General features: G+C 56.1%; 12 protein-coding genes. 10 read left to right on the top strand and 2 right to left on the bottom strand.

All coding sequences use genetic code 11. From position 1 onward, the window contains the following. Window positions 1-79 precede the first annotated feature (79 nt). The 4 genes from K3G63_RS16415 to K3G63_RS16430 all read left to right on the top strand — a co-directional run bounded on the left by K3G63_RS16415 (window position 80) and on the right by K3G63_RS16430 (window position 6544). Window positions 80-2701, top strand: a complete 2622-nt coding sequence (locus K3G63_RS16415; protein WP_220615220.1) for an ATP-dependent Clp protease ATP-binding subunit — start codon at window positions 80-82, stop codon at window positions 2699-2701. A 169-nt stretch (window positions 2702-2870) separates the two neighbouring features. Further along, on the top strand, window positions 2871-4439 hold the full coding sequence (locus tag K3G63_RS16420) for an acyl-CoA carboxylase subunit beta (RefSeq protein WP_220615221.1): 1569 nt from the start codon (window positions 2871-2873) through the stop codon (window positions 4437-4439). A gap of 116 nt (window positions 4440-4555) precedes the next feature. Beyond that, complete coding sequence (locus K3G63_RS16425; protein ID WP_220615222.1) at window positions 4556-5626, top strand: M42 family metallopeptidase; 1071 nt, start codon at window positions 4556-4558, stop codon at window positions 5624-5626. 111 nt (window positions 5627-5737) lie between these two features. Continuing rightward, window positions 5738-6544 carry an ABC transporter substrate-binding protein gene (locus tag K3G63_RS16430; RefSeq protein WP_259404528.1) on the top strand — a complete coding sequence of 269 codons (807 nt, stop codon included), beginning with the start codon at window positions 5738-5740 and terminating at the stop codon, window positions 6542-6544. Window positions 6545-6738: 194 nt separating this feature from the next. Here K3G63_RS16430 and K3G63_RS16435 read toward each other — a convergent pair whose 3' ends face one another. Then, window positions 6739-7950, bottom strand: a complete 1212-nt coding sequence (locus tag K3G63_RS16435; protein WP_310794602.1) for a 3-phosphoshikimate 1-carboxyvinyltransferase — start codon at window positions 7948-7950, stop codon at window positions 6739-6741. A 177-nt stretch (window positions 7951-8127) separates the two neighbouring features. Next, window positions 8128-9168 (bottom strand): 3-dehydroquinate synthase, encoded by a 1041-nt coding sequence (gene aroB / locus K3G63_RS16440; RefSeq protein ID WP_259404529.1) that lies wholly within the window; start codon window positions 9166-9168, stop codon window positions 8128-8130. A gap of 124 nt (window positions 9169-9292) precedes the next feature. Here aroB and K3G63_RS16445 point away from each other — a divergent pair, with 124 nt between their 5' ends. From K3G63_RS16445 to K3G63_RS16470, 6 genes are all read left to right on the top strand, one after another. Further along, window positions 9293-9748: a hypothetical protein gene (locus K3G63_RS16445; RefSeq protein WP_220615223.1), complete on the top strand. Its 456-nt coding sequence runs from the start codon at window positions 9293-9295 to the stop codon at window positions 9746-9748. 256 nt (window positions 9749-10004) lie between these two features. Beyond that, a complete protein-coding gene (locus tag K3G63_RS16450; RefSeq protein WP_220615224.1) occupies window positions 10005-11195 on the top strand; it encodes a proline dehydrogenase family protein in 1191 nt (396 codons plus the stop codon). Window positions 11196-11317: 122 nt separating this feature from the next. Continuing rightward, window positions 11318-11686 (top strand): hypothetical protein, encoded by a 369-nt coding sequence (locus K3G63_RS16455; protein WP_220615225.1) that lies wholly within the window; start codon window positions 11318-11320, stop codon window positions 11684-11686. A gap of 191 nt (window positions 11687-11877) precedes the next feature. After that, the gene (locus K3G63_RS23090) at window positions 11878-12747 is read left to right on the top strand and encodes a hypothetical protein (protein ID WP_310794603.1); all 870 of its coding nucleotides are present in this window, start codon (window positions 11878-11880) and stop codon (window positions 12745-12747) included. Window positions 12748-13071: 324 nt separating this feature from the next. Then, window positions 13072-15219 (top strand): carboxy terminal-processing peptidase, encoded by a 2148-nt coding sequence (locus K3G63_RS16465; RefSeq protein WP_220615226.1) that lies wholly within the window; start codon window positions 13072-13074, stop codon window positions 15217-15219. Between the two features lie 229 nt (window positions 15220-15448). Then, window positions 15449-16486, top strand: coding sequence for a hypothetical protein (locus tag K3G63_RS16470; protein ID WP_259404530.1), 1038 nt, complete (start codon window positions 15449-15451; stop codon window positions 16484-16486). Window positions 16487-16573: the final 87 nt, after the last annotated feature.

Genomic DNA, 16573 nt, shown 5'->3' on the forward strand with positions numbered 1-16573 from the left:
AGATGACAGCGGCCCAACCCGCATTTCTTACCTCCCAACGTACTTGCGGGGTTCCGTTTTTCTTCACTACCTTATCTGCATGGAAGCTAAATTCTCAAATCGTGTCAAGGAGGTCATCTCCCTGAGCCGGGAGGAAGCCATCCGGCTCGGGCACGACTATATCGGTACTGAGCACTTATTGCTGGGCATGATTCGCGAGGGGGAAGGCACGGCCATTGGTCTGCTCAAGAAATTGGGCGTATCGGTGGACGAGCTGAAGTACGCCCTCGAACAAGCTACCCGCAACACGGCTACGCAGGGCACGAGCATTACCGGCTCTATCCCCCTGACGAAGCAGACCGAGAAAGTACTCAAGATTACCTACCTGGAAGCTAAAATCTTCAAGAGCGAAATTATTGGCACGGAGCACCTGCTGCTGTCGATTCTGCGCGATGAAGACAACATTTCGTCCCAAATCCTGAGCAAATTCAACGTGAACTACGAATCCGTACGCGATTCGCTGGACTACCACGGTAACACGGCGAACAACCCCACCAACGGCCCCGAAGCCGACGACGACGACAACGACCGCCTCTTTGGTGGCAGTGCAGGCCGCGGCGGTGCCGGCGCCGGTGCTACCCCCAAGAAAGGCAATGAGAAGTCGCGCACTCCGGTGCTGGACAACTTTGGCCGCGACCTGACCAAGCTGGCCGAGGAAGACAAGCTCGACCCGATTGTAGGCCGCGAAAAGGAGATTGAGCGCGTAGCTCAGATTCTGTCGCGCCGCAAAAAGAACAACCCCATCCTGATTGGTGAACCGGGGGTAGGTAAAACGGCCATTGCCGAAGGCCTGGCCCTGCGCATTATCCAGAAGAAGGTATCGCGCGTGCTGTTTGGCAAGCGCGTAGTTACGCTTGACCTTGCCTCTCTGGTAGCTGGTACCAAGTACCGCGGCCAGTTTGAGGAGCGCATGAAAGCCGTGATGAACGAGCTGGAAAAGTCGCCCGACGTTATCCTGTTCATTGACGAGCTGCACACGATTGTAGGTGCTGGCGGTGCTTCCGGCTCGCTGGATGCCAGCAACATGTTCAAGCCCGCTTTGGCCCGCGGCGAAATCCAATGCATCGGTGCTACTACCCTCGACGAGTACCGCCAGTACATTGAGAAGGATGGTGCCCTGGCCCGTCGTTTCCAGATGGTAATGGTAGATCCTACCTCGCCCGAGGAGACGATTGAAATCCTGAACAACATCAAGGATAAGTACCAGGACCACCACCACGTTCTGTACACCGACAAGGCTATTGAGGCTTGCGTGAAGCTGTCGGACCGTTATATGTCGGACCGCTTCCTGCCGGACAAGGCCATCGACATTCTCGACGAGGCCGGTGCCCGCGTGCACATCAACAACATCGTGGTACCCGAGGATATTCTCAAGCTCGAAGAGCAGATTGAGAATATCAAGACGGAGAAAAACCGCGTGGTGAAGTCGCAGAAATACGAGGAAGCCGCTAAGCTCCGCGACACGGAAAAGAAGCTCATTGATCAGCTCGACCAAGCCAAGAAGGACTGGGAAGAGGAGACCAAGAAGAAGCGCTACACCGTGAAAGAGGAGAACGTAGCCGAGGTTATTGCCATGATGACCGGCATCCCCGTTTCGCGCGTTGCTCAGAACGAAAGCTCCAAACTGCTCAACATGGGCAACGAGCTGAAAGGCAAGGTAATTGGCCAGGATAAGGCTATTGCCCAGCTCGTGAAAGCCATCCAGCGTACCCGCGTAGGCCTGAAAGATCCGAAAAAGCCCATCGGTTCGTTCGTGTTCCTCGGCCCGACGGGCGTAGGTAAGACGGAGCTAGCCAAAGTGCTAGCTACCTACCTCTTCGACAAGGAAGATTCGCTGGTGCGGATTGACATGTCGGAGTACATGGAGAAGTTTAGCATCTCGCGCCTGGTTGGCGCGCCTCCCGGCTACGTAGGCTACGAAGAAGGCGGTCAGCTGACGGAGAAAATCCGCCGCAAGCCCTATTCGGTAATCCTGCTCGACGAGATTGAAAAGGCGCACCCCGACGTGTACAACCTGCTCCTGCAGGTGCTCGACGACGGTATTCTGACCGACGGCCTGGGCCGCAAAGTAGACTTCCGCAATACCATCATCATCATGACCTCGAACATTGGGGCGCGTGACCTGCAGGACTTCGGTGCTGGCATTGGTTTCGGCACCAAGGCTCGTCAGGAAAACATGGATGAGATTACCAAGGGCACTATCACCAACGCCCTACGGAAAACCTTCTCGCCGGAATTCCTCAACCGCTTGGACGACGTTATCGTGTTCAACTCCCTGGAGAAGCACGACATCCACCGCATCATCGACATTTCGCTGTCGAAGCTGCTGGGCCGCATCCAGACGCTGGGCTACCGCGTGGAGCTGACCGACGCTGCCAAGGACTTCGTGGCCGAGAAGGGCTACGACCCCAAATACGGTGCCCGCCCGCTGAACCGGGCCATTCAGAAGTACATCGAAGACCCGATTGCGGAGGAAATCCTGAAGGCAGAAATTGCCCAAGGTGACGTCATCACGGCCGACTACACGGCTGGAGCTGAAGAGTTGACCTTCTCGGTAAGCAAGAGCGGCGAGCAGCTTAACCTCGCCAGCGACGAGCGGCCAGAAGAAGCCCCCGAGCCCAACGATGACGAGCCCAACGACTCGAAGAAGAAAGGCGAATAGCTGCTTAGGCTAATTGAAAACGGCCGGTTTCCGTATGGAAGCCGGCCGTTTTGGTTTATGCTATAGCTAGAAAAGCCGCACCGAAATTCTGGTGCGGCTTTTCTTTACGGGTACGTTACCTTTGGTTCCTGACCCTAGTAGCAAAACCGACTTTCCTCAAGCCCACCCAATGTCTGATTCGCGCGCTGAAGCCCAACTAAGCAAACTCGAAATTCTCGAACAGAAAAACCAGGAGGCCCTGCTCGGCGGGGGCCAGGCCCGGATTGATGCCCAGCATCAGAAAGGCAAGCTCACGGCCCGGGAGCGGATTGATTTGCTGCTTGACGAAGGCTCCTTCGAGGAGATTGGCAAGTTTGTGATGCACCGCTCCAAGGACTTCGGCCTGGACAAGGAGTACTACCTCGGCGACGGGGTAGTAACTGGCTATGGCACTGTGAACGGCCGGCTGGTGTACGTTTTCTCCCAGGATTTCACGGTGTTTGGTGGCTCACTGAGCGAAACCCACGCCGAGAAAATCGTGAAAATTATGGATCTGGCCATGAAGAACGGCGCCCCGGTTATCGGCCTGAACGATTCGGGCGGGGCCCGCATTCAGGAGGGGGTAGTGAGCCTGGGTGGCTACGCCGACATCTTCTATAAGAACACCCTGGCTTCCGGGGTAGTACCGCAGCTTTCGGCCATTATGGGGCCATGCGCGGGCGGTGCGGTGTACTCACCGGCCATCACCGACTTCATCCTGATGGTGGAAAATACGAGCTATATGTTCGTGACCGGCCCGAACGTGGTGAAGACCGTAACCCACGAAAACGTAACCAGTGAGGAACTGGGCGGGGCCAGCACCCACTCGGCTAAGAGTGGCGTGACGCACTTCACGGCTCCGAACGAGGTAGCCTGCATCAACCAGCTGAAAGCCCTGTTGAGCTACATGCCCCAGAACTGCGAGGAAACCGCCCCGGCCCTACCCTATGAGACCGGCCAGGACGAGTCGCGCGCGGTGCTGGACAGCATCATTCCCGAAAACCCCAACCAGCCCTATGACATTCGGGAAGTGATTGAGGGCATTATTGATGCCGACTCCTTCCTGGAAGTGCACCAGAACTTTGCTGAAAACATTGTGGTAGGGTTTGCCCGCCTGGGCGGCCGCAGCATTGGCATTGTGGGCAACCAGCCCGCCGTGCTGGCCGGTGTGCTCGACATTAATGCCTCTACCAAAGCGGCCCGCTTCGTGCGCTTCTGCGACTCGTTCAACATTCCGCTGCTGGTACTGGAAGATGTGCCCGGTTTCCTGCCCGGCACCGACCAGGAGTGGCGCGGCATCATCACCAACGGGGCCAAGCTGCTCTACGCCTTCTGCGAAGCCACCGTACCGCGCATCACGGTTATTACCCGCAAGGCTTACGGCGGAGCGTATGACGTGATGAACTCCAAGCACATCGGGGCCGATATGAACTACGCCTGGCCCACCGCCGAAATTGCGGTAATGGGGGCTAAAGGCGCGGCCGAAATCATTTTCAAGCGGGAAATAGCGGCGGCCGAAGACCCCGAAGCCAAGCTGCAGGAGAAGGTAGATGAATACCAGCAGAAATTCGCCACCCCCTACCGCGCCGCCCACCGCGGCTTCGTAGATGAAGTGATTTTGCCCTCGCAGACGCGCCAGAAGCTCATCCGGGCGTTCAAGATGCTGGAAAACAAAGTAGATACCCTACCGCGTAAGAAGCACGGCAACATTCCGTTATAAAGCCATTTGTCATACTGGCGAAGGAAGCATCTTATCACGTCCTCTCGTCAGAACAGTACTCATCCCAGTAGCACGAACGTGATAAGATGCTTCGCGCTACTCAGCAGGCCGTAACAATGCGTCAAGAATCCTTCGACTTCCTTCAGAAATATCTGAACAACCCGTCTCCCACTGGCTTCGAGAAAGAAGGCCAGCAGCTGTGGCTGGAATATATTAAGCCTTACATCGACGAGTACTTCGTGGATACCTACGGCACGGTGGTGGGAGTCATCAATCCAGAGGCCAAGTACAAAGTGGTGATTGAGGCGCACGCCGATGAAATCAGCTACTTCGTAAATTATATTACCAAGGAAGGCTACCTCTACCTGCGCAAAAACGGCGGTTCCGACCCGCTGGTGGCCCCCAGCAAACGGGTAAACATCCACACCAAGAAGGGCATTGTGAAAGCCGTGTTTGGCTGGCCGGCCATTCATGTGCGCAAGGTGGAGCAGGACAAAGCCCCCACCATTGAAACCGTATTTCTCGACTGCGGCGCTTCGAGCCGGGAAGAAGTAGAGGAAATGGGCATTCACGTGGGCTCCGTGGTGACGTTCGAGGACGACTTCATGGTGCTCAATGATAAGTTCTACGTAGGCCGCGCCCTCGATAACCGCGTGGGGGGCTTTATGATTGCCGAAGTGGCCCGCATGCTCAAGGAAAATGGCAAGCAGCTACCCTTCGGCCTCTACATCGTGAATGCGGTGCAAGAGGAAATTGGCCTGCGCGGCGCGGAGATGATTGCCCACCGCATTCAGCCCGACGTAGCCATCGTGACGGACGTAATTCACGACACGCAGGCCCCCATGTACGAGAAGAAAACCTCCGGCGACCTGCACTGCGGCAAAGGCCCCGTAATTACGTACGGCCCGGCCGTGCAGAACAACCTACGCGAGCTGATCATCGAAACGGCCGAGAGCACCGAAATTCCGTTCCAGCGCGCCGCCGCTACCCGCGCCACCGGCACCGACACCGACGCCTTTGCCTATTCCAGCGCCGGCGTGGCCTCGGCCCTGATTTCCCTACCCCTCAAGTACATGCACACCACCGTGGAAACCGTACACAAGGACGACGTGGAGAACGTAATTCGCCTTATCTACGAAACGCTGCTCCGCATTGAGGACGGCCACGATTTCCGCTACTTCAGCTAAGTTGTAGCAGAAGCACTCATCTGGAAGAAGGCTACACCCTGGGTACTGCTCAGTTTGTAGCCTTCTTTTTTGCCCTTTCCTACCCCCTTCGCTTACCCCAACCACAACTGCATGCCCTTAGAGCCACTGCCCCAGATGCCGCTTACCGTAACCGACCAGATGAACCGACGGGTGGCCGTGCCGTTTCCACCCCGCCGGATTGTGTCGTTGGTGCCCTCGCAGACGGAGCTTTTATATGATCTGGGGCTAGGGGAACGGGTAGTAGGCGTCACGAAATTCTGCATTCACCCGGCTGGAGCCCGGAAGTCGGCTACGGTTGTCGGAGGCACCAAGAACTTTCACTTCGAGCAGATAGATGAACTGCAGCCCGACCTTATCCTTGGCAATAAGGAGGAAAATTATCAGGAAGGGATTGAGCAGCTAGCTGCCCGCTACCCCGTGTGGATGAGCGACATCCTGACGCTGACTGACTCCGTGGATATGATCCGGCGGGTGGGCCTGATTACCGGCCGTAAGGAAGCGGCGGAGCAGCTCGGCCGGAATATTTTGGATTCTTTTGCCGCCCTACCCCCTACCGTTTCTCCCATTCCTACCGCTTACTTTATCTGGCGCAAGCCCTACCTGGTAGCTGCGGCCGGAACCTTCATTGATGATATGCTGGAGCGGGCAGGCTGCCGCAACGTGTTCAGCCACCTGAGCCGCTACCCCGAGGTAACGCCGGAACTGCTCCGGGCCGCTGCGCCGCACCAGATTCTGCTGTCTTCGGAGCCCTACCCCTTCGGCGAGAAGCACGCAGCTGAGTTCCAGGCCCTTTGTCCGGAGGCGCGTATTCGTATGGTAGATGGAGAGCTGTTCAGTTGGTACGGCAGCCGATTGCAGTACTCGGCCGCATACTTTCAGAAGCTTATGGGTCAGTAGAAGCGAAACCGGAAACTGTCTTCGTCCAGAGCAGCCGGGGTCATGGGCGACCAGCAGTTGAATCGCAAGGCAGCTACGGCCGTAACTGACCCGTTAGTTGGGACAAGGTGCTAAACCTGGTACAGATGCATAAGCAAAAAGCCGCTTTCTAAAGGCAGGAAGCGGCTTTTTTGCATACACCTGTACCAGAGGTATCAGTACACCGGGGCGGGCGTGGGGTCCGTGGTGAATCCGACTTGCTCTAGCTCTGCCCAGAACTGGGGGTAGGACTTGCGCACTACCTGCGGCGCCTCTACTACCAGTGCCCCGCGCAGGGCCAAGGGGGCAAACGCCATAGCCATGCGGTGGTCGTGGTAGGTGGCCACTGTTTGGCCCGTTACCCGGAAATCGGATGAAGCTACCCGGAATACGCCGCTTCCCTCATCTGTGAGGCTGCCACCGAATTTAGCCAGCTCGGTTTGGAGCGCAGCAATCCGGTCGGTTTCCTTGATGCGCAGGCTTTCTAGCCCGGTCATTTCCGTGGGGATGTTACGGGCGGCGGCCACTACGGCTACGGTTTGGGCCAGGTCCGGGCATTGGGCAAAGTCCTGGGTAAGAGAAGCGGCAGGTTCAGTCTGGGTGAGGCGCACTGCTTCATCGGCCAGAAACTCGGTTTTCACCCCCAGCTTTTCCATGATGCCCACAATGGCTTGGTCGCCCTGCCAGGAGTAATGACGCAGGGTGGGCAGCGTGAGGTAGGAGCCCGCCGGAGCCAGGGCCACCATGGCGTACCAGTAGCTGGCCGCCGACCAGTCGCCTTCCACGGTATAGTTTGTGGGCTGATAGGCCTGCGGGCGCACTTCCAACACCTCCCCCAAGTCGCGGCATTGGGCACCGAAATGCTGCATAAGCGCCAGCGTCATCCGAATATAGGGCCGGGAGCCTACCTTTCCCGTTAGCCAGATGCGCAGGCCGTGGGGCAAGGTAGGGCCAATCATGAGCAGGGCCGAAATGTACTGGCTGCTGATGTCGCCGCGCACGGTCAGCTCAGTAAAGTCGGCTGCTTCTTCTGTAGCAGGCTGGGGAGTGCGGCCCAGCAACCGCAGCGGCGGGTAGCCTTCCTGGCCCTGGTACTCAATGCGGGCCCCTAGCTGCCGGAGCGCATCTACCAGCACCCCAATGGGGCGTTCCAGCATCCGGGCAGTACCCGTTAACTCGGTCTGGCGCCCAGTCATGGCCAAGTAGGCGGTTAGAAAGCGCATCACGGTGCCGGCATCTTCCGCGTCGAAGGCAGCGGCCGTTGGGCTTTGCAGCAGCCGCTGCATCAGGCGCGTGTCGTTGGCATCAGAGAGGTTGGCTAGCTCCCCGCCACCGGCCAGGGCCCGAATAATGAGGGCGCGGTTACTTTCACTTTTGGAGGCTGGCACCTGGGCCTTACCCCGCAGGACGCCGCCGGCCCAGGTTAGTGCAATGGAAGAGTCGATGGTACGTTATAGTTGCAGGGCGAAGCTCCAGCTTCGCGCTTCGTGGAACGATGGGGGCCGCCCCGGCAAACACTGCTACGGCGGTGGCCAGGAAAGCGAAGCTGGAGCTTCGCCCGGCCGTTACAACCGGTGGTAATAGCGCAGGGCGGCAGCAATGTCCTCCAGGGTCACGGGCTGGTCGTACACACCCTGGCCAATGCCTTCGAGCAGCGTACAGTTGATAACATTGCCCGCATTTTTCTTGTCCTGCCGCGCAAAGTCAGCAATAGCCTCGGTTTCGAGGGTCACAAACTGCACCTTGTCGAAAATAGAGAAGAGGAAAGTTTCTACCTGATCTAACTCCTGGTCGGTTAGCTGCCCTTTGTGATGGCTCAGCCACGCCTCGCAAATCATGCCCGCCGCCACGGCTTCTCCGTGCAGAATTTCGCGCCCGGGCTGGGTGAGCAGATAGCTTTCCAGGGCATGCCCGATGGTATGCCCAAAGTTGAGCAGCTTGCGCGGGCCTCTTTCCAACGGATCCTGCGCCACAATCCGCTGCTTCAGGGCCACCGACTCCCGAATCAGAGGGGTCCAGTCGTCCACCAGAATGCCGATGGTGCGGTTGTGGGCGAAAGCAGCAGCGTCCGCAATCAGCCAATGTTTAACTACCTCCGCGTAGCCGGCTTTCAGTTGGCGTGGGTCCAGGGTTTGCAGGAAGCGAGGCTCAATGCAGACCGCCAACGGCTCCTGAAAAACCCCAATCTGATTTTTGAACCCCAGGAAGTCAACTCCCGTTTTGCCGCCCACGCTGGCATCTACCTGGGCCAGCAAGGTGGTAGGCACCTGCACGAAGGGAATCCCACGCTTGTACAGCGCCGCGCAGAAGCCCCCCAAGTCCGTTACCACCCCTCCCCCTACGTTAACCAGCACGGCATGGCGGTCGGCCCGCGCTTGGGTTAGAGCGTTCCACACCGCTTCGCAGGTAGCAAGGGTTTTATATTCTTCGCCGGCCGGAATTTCTATAGGGGTATACCCCCCCGGCAGCTGTCTTTCCAGTAGCGGCAGGCACTGGCGGGCGGTATTGGTATCCAGCAGCACAAACACCTGGCTTACCGCCGGCCGCCCCAGTAAGGTTGCCAGGGCCGATAAAGACTCTGACCCGATGAACAGGTTTTCGTTCAAAATACTATTGGTTTTAAAAAACTTGTCTCACCATTAAAAGAAATCGGACAAAAATAGCTTGCTTTGATGCAACTATCCAGCCTGAAATACGCTCACTAAGACGCAACTTACTTTCTATTCAATTATGAACTCTTTTACTCGTGGCGTATTCTTCCTAACACTCGCTGGTCTGGGTCTAGCGGTGGGGGGCTGTAACCGCGACTCGGTGCCGACGGTTGAGGAAAAGCTGGTAGGCCGCTGGGAGTGGCAGCAAACCACGGCCGACAATCAGAGCCGACTTACTCCAACCAACACGGGCCACCAAGTGGTAGTCGAGTTTGACCGGCGCGGCCGGGCCCGGTTCTATCAGGATGGGCAGTTGGTTAGCGCCGCCGCCTTTTCGGTCCGCCGGGTGATGGGCAGCTTCGGCAAGCCTTCCCGACACGTTATCATTTACCGGGGCTACCAGAACAACCAATTCTATTCCGTGTCGGGCAACCGCTTGCAACTCCAGGACGCCAACGGCAAGATATCGGAGCACACTTATATCCGGGCCGCACCGGAAGTATCGGCGCAGGTGCGCGCGCCAAAAGAGTTGTAAATCGGTAGTGCGCTGCCTACCTGGTGGGCAGCACTGCTGAAAAGGGTATTGCCTGATTTTAGTGAAACTACTGTCCTAAACTGCAGTCTGTACTACGGCCGGGGTTACAGCAGGCGGGAGGAGCGGTCTGCATGAACCGGCATTTACAAAGCGCGAGGTAGAGCAGAGCAACTAACCCGGTTTGAACAATGTTTACCGGCTATCTTTGCACTGGCAGTTTTCCACCCTGCTGCCCTTCACCCCTACCACCCTATCGATGCCCGTAACTCAAGCTCCGCCCATTTCTTTCGACGATACCGCCGTTGCATTTGCCAGCAAATCCGACGGAGAGTTGCGGAAGATGTACGCCCTGTTTGCCGCCATGAACAACAACTCGCTGGTCAAGACCGGGGGTGGCCTCATGAAAGCGGCGTTGAAGTGGCACCTGCCCGGCACTAAGTTCTTAATCAAAAAGTCAATTTTTGAGCAGTTCTGCGGGGGTGAGACTATTCAGGAATGCTTACCCGTAATTCAGGAGCTGGGCCGCTACCACATTGGTACCATCCTCGACTACTCAGTGGAAGGCGAAGGCAACGATAAAAGCTTCGATGCTACCACTACCGAGCTACTGGCGACTATTGATTTAGCGCACCGTTCGCAAAACATTCCTTTCTCCGTATTTAAGGTAACGGGTGTTGGCGACGCAGCTATCCTGGAGAAGGTGCAACGCGGCACGGCGCTTTCACCGGGGGAGCAGGCCAGCTTTGAACGAACCAAAAAACGGATTAACGCCATTTGCGCCCGGGCCCATCAGTACGGAGTACGTGTATTCGTCGATGCGGAGGAGAGCTGGTTTCAGGAAACTATCGACCAACTCACCTACGAAATGATGCAGCGCTACAACCGGGAGTCGGCCATTGTCTGGAATACGTACCAGCTCTACCGCCACGACCGACTGGAGGCCCTTCAGAAAGCGCACGATGCCGCTGTCCGCGGTGGTTACTATTTAGGAGGTAAACTGGTCCGCGGAGCCTATATGGAGAAGGAAGGACGGGTAGCGGCTCAGCAGGGCCGGCAAAATCCTATCAACTCCAGTAAGCAAGCTACCGACGACCTGTATAATGAAGCACTGCGCTACTGCCTGGCTCACGTTGACCGTATCAGCATTTGCGCTGGCACGCACAACGAAGCCAGTTCCTTGCTGCTAACCGAACTGATGCAGGAGCGTGGCCTGCGCCCGAATGACCAGCGGGTATGGTTTGCTCAGCTTTATGGCATGAGTGATAACCTAAGCTATAACCTGGCCCACGCAGGCTATAACACGGCTAAATATGTACCCTACGGTCCTGTGGAAGCCGTGATGCCGTATCTGCTCCGCCGCGCTGACGAAAATACGGCCATTGCGGGCCAGAGCAGCCGGGAGTTCCTCCTGATTCAGAAAGAAATGAACCGCCGCAAGGCCCACTAATTTTGGCTATATAGCTGAACGGCATAGTTTTGGTTAGCGCCCGCCCGCTGCCCTGGTTTTAGCCCGGGGCAGCGGGTGTTTTTTTTAGTACATTCCGCTTTCAACTTTTCCCTTTCCCGCCCATGATCGGCCGAGTACGTAGCCATTTGATTCGCTTTGCCCGCACACAGGTAGGCACTACCAGCTACCTCAATCTGGTTCAAGAAGCCGAGTTAGGCTTGAACCTTGACATCTCCCACGAAAAATCCCGCCTTAACGAAATCCTGGCTGAAATTTCGGAGAGTGAATACCAAAGTGGGCGTCCTATCTTAAGCTGCCTAGTAAAAGTGGAAGGCTCCAAGGGGCAAGGCGACAGTTTTTACAAACTATGCGAGCGGCTTGGGCTGGGGGAATGGCGTAGTCTTAAGCAGCAGGAAGACTTCCTGAAGAATATCCGCCGCGAATGCCGGGAGTTTTGGAAGGACAACAGCAATTTTGAAAAATTTGCTTAGGCAAAAATGCCCTTAGGAGTTTGTATAGGCCTTTTTTGAATGTAGAGAAGAGAGAAAGGCAGAATTATTTCTGCAACCTCTGTTGAGACGCTACCGTTAAGCATCCTCGAAACCGATGTTGGATTATTCTTTTCCTTTCTAGTCCACTTCGGAGTACTCTCTCCTTTCCATTCAAATTCAACTCCACCCTTATGAACACCAACGATTCGATTAACCCGACGAACACCGGTACTGGCTCAGGCGCTAACTACGGCAGTGATACTCCGGGTACTGGCTACAGTGCCGGCACTGGTAGCAGCACTTCGAGCGGCAATATGGGCAACTCCAGCACTGGTAACTCTTCTAACCAAGGTGGGGTAGGTTCTTCGTCGTACGGCAGCACTTCCAGCTCCTCGGATAATAATGCCCACCATGACTACAGTGCTACCCAGAAGGGTGCCGCAGTAGCAGGTTCGGCTGGCGCTACGGTTGGTGCTGGTGTTGATGCTGTGCAGAACGCCGCTGGCGATGCTGCCCGCGCTGTAACCGGTAGCAACACAACTTACGGCTCTTCTTCTACCTACGGTTCGTTCCGCGACCGTGACAGCGCCGAGCGTGCATATCAGTCGCTCTCGTCGCGTGGCTACAGCAAGGACGATGTGAACGTGCTGATGTCGGATGACACCCGTAAAACGCACTTCGGTGACCACACGCCTGATACTGAACTAGGTGATAAGGCCATGGAAGGTGCTGGCGTAGGTTCAGCCATCGGTGGTACTGCTGGCGCCATCATTGGAGCTATTGCTGCCATTGGTACTTCGGTAGCTTTGCCCGGCCTGGGTCTGGTAATTGCTGGCCCAATTGCCGCTGCTCTGGCTGGTGCCGGTGCTGGTGGTCTGACGGGTGGTCTGGTAGGTGCCCTGGTGGGTTCGGGCATCCCGGAAGAACATGCTGCTGAATATGAAAGCGACGTGAAAAACGGCAACATCGTAATGGGTGTGCGTCCGCGTAACGAAGAAGATGCTCGCTACTTCGAAGAAGAATTCCGCCGCCATAGCGGTGACAAAGTGCGTCGCTACTAGTCTGGCAGCACATTTGCCTTAAAAAGGTCCTCCCTATCAAGATGGGGAGGACCTTTTTTTATGCGCCGACGGCTAATTTCATCGAGCATTCGGTATTCCGTGTTTACTTGCAAATCTTCTATATACCAAAAGTTCAATGCCGCGGCAGTCGTGCAACCTTGAGGACAATTTTCCACCCTTATTTCACTGGTCGTACTATAGCGCCGGCACTTATTTCGCCTTCTCCAACGTTTTCCTTCTATAACCGCCAGCCCTGCCTGTGCGTAGCCTTTAGTAGGATTCCTGCTTTTCTCCTGAGTATTCTTCATTTCACCCCGATTGTTCATGTCCTCCCCCCGACTCAAGATAGGCCTTTATGCCTCGGTGTTGCTGGCGGTGTTTGTACTGGCTTCTTACAAGCTGTACCGGCGCAACGATGGCCGCTCTCCTCAGAAAGATGAAGTTCTCATCAAAGCAATGCTCCAGGGCCTAAGCCAGGCTCACTACCAGCCGGAGCGCATTGATGATGCGTTTTCCAAGCGGGTTTTTGATCTGTATCTGAAGCGGCTGGATAGCAGCAAGAAGTTTCTGCTCCAGTCTGATGTTGACCAGTTGCGCAAATACCAGCTGGATATCGACAACCAGGTGCAGCGTGGCACCCATGAGTTCATGGACCTAGGCACCCAGCTCATGGCCCAGCGCGTGAAAGATATCCAGGGTCTGTACCGGGATATTCTCTCCAAACCGTTTGACTTTACCGTTGAGGAGAACTTCGAGACAGAACCCGACAAAGTAACCTTTGCTGCCAACGCTGCCGCTCAGCGTGAGGAATGGCGCAAGTTTCTGAAATATCAGACGATGGTGCGGGTATCGGAAATGATGGACGAGCAGGCTAAGAAGAAGGATAAGCCGTTGGCTTCGACTTCGGCTACTCCCTCGCCGGCTACCACCTCCGAGCCGATGCGTACTCCGGCCCAGATGGAAGCAGAGGCCCGCAAGCGGGTGCTGAAGTACTTCGATGATTACTTCAAGGATCTGCAGCAGACCGACGCCAACGACCGGCTGGCTATGTACGCCAACACCATTGCCAACACCTACGACCCCCACACCGAGTACTTTGCTCCCCGCGACAAAGAAACCTTTGATATTGCCATGACGGGCCGTTTTGAGGGAATTGGAGCTTCGTTGCAGGAGAAAGACGGGCAAATCAAAGTGTCGGATATTATTCCGGGTAGTGCTTCCTACCGCCAGGGTGAGTTGAAAGCCGGAGATATTATCCTGCGCGTTGCACAGGGCGCGGCTGAGCCAGTATCGGTGGAAGGTATGCGCCTGGATAAGGCTGTTTCAATGATCAAAGGCAAGAAAGGCACAGAAGTGCGGCTGACGGTGAAGAAACCCGATGCCAGCACCAAGATCATCTCCATCATCCGTGATGTGGTAGTGATTGAAGAAACCTACGCGCAGTCAGCTACTATCAACGACAACGGTAAGAAGCTGGGCTACATCAAGCTGCCAAACTTCTATGCCGACTTCAACGACAATGGCGGCCGTAGCTCGGCTGCTGATGTGAAGAAGGAGCTGGAAAAGCTGAAGGCTGAGAATGTGCAGGGCGTAGTGCTTGACCTGCGCTTCAACGGAGGCGGCTCCTTGCAGGACGCTGTAGAAATGGCTGGCCTGTTCGTGGATAGCGGCCCGGTAGTGCAGGTTCGCAATAGCCAAGGCGCGCCTACCATTCTCAACGACCGTGACCCGCGCGTACAGTACGGCGGTCCGCTGGTAGTACTGGTAAATAAATACAGTGCCTCAGCCTCCGAAATTCTGGCCGCCGCCATTCAGGACTATAAGCGCGGTGTTATTATGGGCTCGGCCAGCACCTACGGCAAGGGCACGGTACAGCGCATTTTCGACCTCGACGAAGCCATGCCGGCTGAGTTTAACAGCATCAAGCCGTTCGGCTCGCTGAAGCTGACTACCTCGAAGTTCTACCGCATTAATGGTGGCTCGACGCAGTTCAAAGGGGTAATTCCCGACATCGTTCTGCCCGACGCCTATAGCTACTTGGACCAAGGCGAAAAAGAAACCGACTACCCGCTGAAGTGGGACGAAATCACGCCGGCCCGCTACCGCGCTTGGGGTGCAGCCCCGTCTATCGACAAGCTGCGCCAGGCCAGCACGGCCCGGGTAAATAGCAGCGCCAGCTTCAAGCAGCTTTCGGATATGGTAGCCCGCATGGTGAAGCGTAAGGACGATACTAAAGTGTCGCTGAAGCTGTCTAACTACCGCGCGGAGCAGGAGCTGGCTAAAGCAGAGTCTGAAAAGTATGAGGCTATTCAGAATGCTGCTCAGCCCATTGCTATTGCTCCTCTGGCCTTCGATCTGCGCCAACTGGGTGCCGATACCATCAAGGTAAACCGCGCTTCTCGCTTCGTGAAGCCGCTGAAGAAGGATATCACTCTACGCGAAGCCGTAGCGGTGCTGAAAGACCAGATCTAATCGGGTATTTCGCCTTTTATCGAAAGCCTCCGTGCAGCAGTGCACGGGGGCTTTTTTGGCTCTTTACCAAACCGTTATAATTCGTTAGCAAATCGACCTTAATTTTAAATTACCATTTATAACGTTATTCATACACAATCATCTGATTATCAGTCATATATTTTTAGTAAATCTTGTCAATATTTTTAGCAAATAAGAACTCAAAACCTGCTATCTTGGTTTATAAAGCATGACAACGATGAACATGGAAACGACCATTATTCCGCTCGTTACGGACGAGCAGAAGCAGGCTGAGGAAATCTGGCGCAAATCCATTCCGGCCCAGGTGTTCCTTAACTACTTCTTCGCCATCAACTACCACATTCAGGAAGCTGACGACGCCATGGGCGGTCTGCAGCACCTGCCTTTCTTCCGGGCTCACCAAGCTGAGCTGACTGACGCCGACGTGCAAGCTATTACTAAGCTGCTGCACGCTAGCTGGAGCACTGAGTACGCCCTGCGCGCCACTGCCGAGCTGGGCGATGAAGACTACTTGCGCAATGCTCTGCACTGGACCTTCCCGCAGGCCTATCATACCATCATGGCCGGGTTGCAGGCTTTCCTGTACACGGCCGGCGTCCGCAGCAACAACCCTTCCCTGATCCGTCGGGAGGTAGGGCGGCTGGTGGTGCGCAATGCCTACCCTCGTCCCATTTCCTTCTATGCGGCCGGCGCGTACGGCGACTTCAGCATTCACCGCTTGCCCCTGGCTGGCTACAAAGCTGGTCTGCACATTGCCAGCAAGGAGATTGACGCTCAGGCTCAGATCGGGCAGTTCCTGCGCACTACCCGCAAGCTGAAGGCTCAAGCCACCCGCCAGCAAGTGCAGGCCAACCCTAACACGGCGTTGCGCAGCCAGAAGACGGGCAAGGTGCTAGATAAGTGGACAGCTGCTCACTGGCAGCAGATTACCTGGCGCCTCGGCTACACGACCATCTTCGACCTGCTGGGTCGCCTGCGCATCTCCCAGACGAGCCGCGAGATTGAGCGCTTCGTGGAAGCGGAGATTGACTTCAAGCTGTTCCACCAGTCGCTGCTCAACATTGTAAGCTACCTCAACGGCATCCACGAAACCTACGTGGCCAAGGCTATGGGGCTGGAGCGCTACCAGCAACTGGTAACCGAGCTGCCGAAGCACCTGCAGAACTCCTTTGTGCAGGAGCGCTTACAAACCCGCGTTGAGCCCCAGCTCCGCGACAACGAGCCGACCATGCGCATGGCGGCCTAAGGTACCCCGAGCTTTTTTTAGTAGTCCGACTGCATATACACGTAAGCGCTGGCCCCCTGGGCCGGCGCTTTTTGTTTGCGCTGAGCA

The sequence above is a fragment of the Hymenobacter sp. HSC-4F20 genome (assembly GCF_019599275.1).
Lineage (GTDB): Bacteria > Bacteroidota > Bacteroidia > Cytophagales > Hymenobacteraceae > Hymenobacter.

Coding starts and splice junctions, on each gene's coding strand:
- K3G63_RS16415 (WP_220615220.1), top strand. CDS start 80: ATGGAAGCTAAATTCTCAAATCGTGTCAAGGAGGTCATCTCCCTGAGC.
- K3G63_RS16420 (WP_220615221.1), top strand. CDS start 2,871: ATGTCTGATTCGCGCGCTGAAGCCCAACTAAGCAAACTCGAAATTCTC.
- K3G63_RS16425 (WP_220615222.1), top strand. CDS start 4,556: ATGCGTCAAGAATCCTTCGACTTCCTTCAGAAATATCTGAACAACCCG.
- K3G63_RS16430 (WP_259404528.1), top strand. CDS start 5,738: ATGCCCTTAGAGCCACTGCCCCAGATGCCGCTTACCGTAACCGACCAG.
- K3G63_RS16445 (WP_220615223.1), top strand. CDS start 9,293: ATGAACTCTTTTACTCGTGGCGTATTCTTCCTAACACTCGCTGGTCTG.
- K3G63_RS16450 (WP_220615224.1), top strand. CDS start 10,005: ATGCCCGTAACTCAAGCTCCGCCCATTTCTTTCGACGATACCGCCGTT.
- K3G63_RS16455 (WP_220615225.1), top strand. CDS start 11,318: ATGATCGGCCGAGTACGTAGCCATTTGATTCGCTTTGCCCGCACACAG.
- K3G63_RS23090 (WP_310794603.1), top strand. CDS start 11,878: ATGAACACCAACGATTCGATTAACCCGACGAACACCGGTACTGGCTCA.
- K3G63_RS16465 (WP_220615226.1), top strand. CDS start 13,072: ATGTCCTCCCCCCGACTCAAGATAGGCCTTTATGCCTCGGTGTTGCTG.
- K3G63_RS16470 (WP_259404530.1), top strand. CDS start 15,449: ATGACAACGATGAACATGGAAACGACCATTATTCCGCTCGTTACGGAC.